4 protein-coding genes are annotated in these 3,586 nt (G+C 64.8%); 1 reads left to right on the top strand and 3 read right to left on the bottom strand.

Annotation, left to right across the window (positions count from 1 at the left end):
- The 3 genes from EOA85_RS30415 to EOA85_RS30425 form a co-directional block, all read right to left on the bottom strand.
- On the bottom strand, window positions 1-829 hold an 829-nt coding region (locus EOA85_RS30415; RefSeq protein ID WP_164759988.1), incomplete at its 3' end, for a dihydrodipicolinate synthase family protein.
- A 150-nt stretch (window positions 830-979) separates the two neighbouring features.
- Window positions 980-2,266: a D-tagatose-bisphosphate aldolase, class II, non-catalytic subunit gene (locus EOA85_RS30420; RefSeq protein ID WP_127212204.1), complete on the bottom strand. Its 1,287-nt coding sequence runs from the start codon at window positions 2,264-2,266 to the stop codon at window positions 980-982.
- Window positions 2,263-3,210, bottom strand: coding sequence for a sugar kinase (locus EOA85_RS30425; protein WP_127212205.1), 948 nt, complete (start codon window positions 3,208-3,210; stop codon window positions 2,263-2,265). Before EOA85_RS30425 ends, EOA85_RS30420 begins: the two co-directional genes overlap by 4 nt.
- 246 nt (window positions 3,211-3,456) lie before the next feature.
- Here EOA85_RS30425 and EOA85_RS30430 point away from each other — a divergent pair.
- Window positions 3,457-3,586 (top strand): LacI family DNA-binding transcriptional regulator (locus EOA85_RS30430; RefSeq protein ID WP_164759989.1); only part of this gene is annotated, 130 nt, incomplete at its 3' end.

Here is a 3,586-nt window from a genome sequence, read left to right on the forward strand (position 1 = left end):
CTTGCGAAGCCATCGGCTCCAGCGGCGGACGGACCGCCAGCCAGCGCTCGTCGCCGGTTTTGCGCGCCACCATGACCTTCACCGCCGGGATGACCGGATATTTGAGCAGTTCGAGCACGAACCTCTCGACACGAGCATCGTCGCGCCCGTCCTCTGCCATGGCGCGGATTTCGCCGGTGACGAAATTGGCCATGCCGGAGATGGCGCCATGCCCGCCCTGGCGCACGCTTCTGGCCAGGTGCCGCTCGTCGCCGATCAGGATCACCAGGTCGCCATGGGCTCTTAGCAGCGCCTCGCTGTAGCTCCAGTCGCCACCCGAATCTTTGACACCGGCGACCACGCCGGGAAAGGCGGCACGCAGCCGACCGATCAGGCTGAGCGGGAGCGGCACCATGGTGACAGAGGGGATGTTGTAAAGCAGGACCCCGCGAGCCAGCGGGCCGAGCGCGGCGAAGACGGCGGAAAACCATCCGAACAACCCGTCCTCGCCGACATTCTTGAAGTAGCTCGGCGGAGCCAGCAGGATGTGGCGGACTCCGCACTGCAAGGCATGTCGCGCCTGTTCGGCGGCGTCTTCGGCCGCATCGACCAGCACGCCGGCGACCAGTTGATGCGCCGGAATGCCGGCGGCCAGCATGGCCTCGGTGACAGTCCGCCGCTCCCCCGTGCCCACCGAGGGGCCTTCCCCGGTGGTGCCGAAGAGCGTTGCGCTGCTGCAGCCGGCCCCAAGGCAAGCCCGGGCCTGCGCGACCATCGGAGCGATGGCGATTTGCCCGGATGCCTCGAAAGGCGTGGTGAGGGCAACCGAAAGACCAAAGCGCGAAGCCACTGCAATTCTCTCCAGATGTCGATGTGCAGGCAGTACTAGCACGCTAACATGTTAGCTGTAAATTGCAGCGGCGCCCTTTTCGAAACGACATCGAATATCGGCGTGAAGGAAGCGGATTTGGGCGGAGGCCGACTTTCCGTCAGCGCGATCCTACGGTCCGGTCGCGTCCGCGTAGATATCGAGGACTCGGGTGATGCTGCCGATCAGAAGCTCGTGCGCCAAGGGTTGGACCCGGCCCTCTGCAACCTCAGCGTCGAGCTGCCCCAGATATTGGCTGATCAGAGGCCGGGGAATATCCGTCTCGCTCAGCACGTCCAGCAGCGTCTGTGTCGCGCGCTGCGCTTCCGGCGTCGGCCAGTAATAGCGGATGCGGTCACTGAACGAGAAATGCCGCTGCACGCGCTGCTCTTCCGGCGTGCCCGGATAGTATTTCTGCCAATTTCCCGGCGACGCCAGCATGAAGCGTTCCATCGCGGCAGGCAGGCTTTCGCGCGAAGGGTCCGGCGCGAGCACATCGGCGATATGGCTGAGCCCATACAGCGCTTCGCGAAGCGCGAAGGTCAGCCAGGGGCCGACCTTGAGGATGGCAAATCCGTCGCGCACGAGAGCGTTGAGCGCTTCGGCCGGCTGGTAGTCGGTCGAATGCGCCTCAAAAATAAATTGCGGCATGCGGTCGAGCACGGCCACGAGTTCGGTCGCCTTGGCCGGCGCATAAGGCACGATTTCGGTGTTGCCGAACTCGACTCCCGGCTGGACGACGACGCCTATCGCTCGGCCAAAAGCGGCCTCGAGCCCGGCGCGGGAAAACGCTCGGACGTGTACCTCCACCGTTCGCAGGGCATCGTCGGGCGCCGTCACATGCAGACGGTCGAGCGCCTCCAATGCACCGCCCGGCACCGGCACTTCGGTGCCGATGACGTAGACCGGTTTTTCGCCGCCTGCCCGCTCGACCGCCGCCTCGGCGATTTCAGCAAGTTCGGCCGCGCGCGCGGCGATCGTTTCGTCGGCAAGCACGGCTGGATCGTCGGCGCAGGCCATGCTCGTATCCAGATGCATCTTGGTGAAGCCGGCGCTCGCATAGGCGTCGATCATCGCCCCCGCCTTCTTCATCGCGGCGGCCGCAGCCATGTGCTTCCACGGATTGGGTCCGAGATGATCGCCGCCAAGGATCAGGCGATCGACTGGGAAACCCGCTTTCAGCGCATGCGCCTCGACGAAGCTGCGGAAGCCGGCGGGCGTCATCCCGGTGTAGCCGCCCTCGTGGTTGACCTGGTTGCAGGTGGCCTCGATCAGCACATCGGCGTGCCGCGCCGCGCCGTGGCGCAGGGCAGCCACGATGACCAGCGGGTGCGCCGAGCAGACCGAGGCGATGCCGCTTCTCTCGCCTGCAGCGCGCCTGGCCGCAATGTTCGCAAACCTTCGCGTCGCGGCACTCACTGCGCGCTTTTCCCTGTGGCGATGAAGGCCTCGACCGCTTCAAGCGGGAAAATGCCCTCCATCGGCCCCTTGCGGGTAACGGCGAGCGCACCGCAGGCATTGGCGATTCGCAGAGCCTCTGCGGGAGCCGCCCCGCGCAGCCAGAACGAGACGAAAGCGGCACCGAAACAATCGCCCGCGCCGGTCGGATCGACCTCGTCGACGGCAAAGCCGGACGAGGCGATCACACCATGGCGATCATGATAGGCGGCGCCTGCGGCGCCGTTCTTCAGGACGATGCAGGACAGGCCACGGGCCAGCAATTCCTCGACCGCGCCCCTTTCGTCCTTCGCGGATGAAAACAGGAAGAGCTCCTCACCGCTCGGCAAGAAGATGTCGGCTCGCGCCAGCACATGGTCGAGCGCCGCGCGCATGCCGGACGCCTGCATGATCTCCCGGCGAACGTTCGGATCGAAGGACACGGTTCCACCCCCGGCCTTGACGGTCTCGATCGCCGACAGCGCGACCTCGATGGCGCGGTCGGAAAACAGCGATGAGCCCATGACATGGACGTGATCGGCACTGGCGAGCAGCTTTGTTGCCGCTCTATCGGTCTCGATCAGGCCGGAGGCGCTGTTGCGGATGTTGAAGACAAAATGCCGGCTGGCATCGGCCCGGTAGGCGACGAAGGCCGTGCCCGTCGCATGGCCCTTGTGAACCGCGATCGCCGACACGTCGGCGCCCAGCGCCCGCAGCCGGCCTATGTTCAGCCTGCCGAAATCATCATCGCCGACGGCGCCTATGAGACCGGCCGGCTGGCCGAGCGCCGCCGCCTGGCCGATGAAGATGGCGGGCGCTCCGGACGGGTAGGGTCCAAGCAGCGGACCAGGCTCGAGAAAGCTCTGGTCGATCCGCTCGGCCATGATCTCGACCAGAATCTCGCCGGCACTGACCAGCTTCTTCATCTCGCGGAATCCCTCCCGGCGTTTCGCCCCGGCCTCGCTTCGGATGAACCGCGCGAGCAGTTTCCGGGTGATACGAATTTCGAATTCGCCCACTGGAAGTGAATACGGCTTGTGCTTTTTCGCGTCAATTAATAAATTTACGCATGGAAACTGATGGAATTATCTGTAAAGTTTCGACTCGCGGTTGCATGCTGGCGCACAGTAAGTAGGGAACCGGGCAGCGCTGAGGAACGGCGCGAGGGATCAATGTCGATGACGCACAAGACGATGGAGGATTTTGCTCGCTCTTGCGGCGTCTCCAGGCCGACATTGTCGAAATATTTCGACGATCCGACCAGCGTCAAGCCGGCGACACGTCAGCGGATCGAGGTGGCGC

The organism is Mesorhizobium sp. M5C.F.Ca.IN.020.29.1.1 (assembly GCF_003997375.1).
GTDB classification, from domain to species: domain Bacteria; phylum Pseudomonadota; class Alphaproteobacteria; order Rhizobiales; family Rhizobiaceae; genus Mesorhizobium; species Mesorhizobium wenxiniae.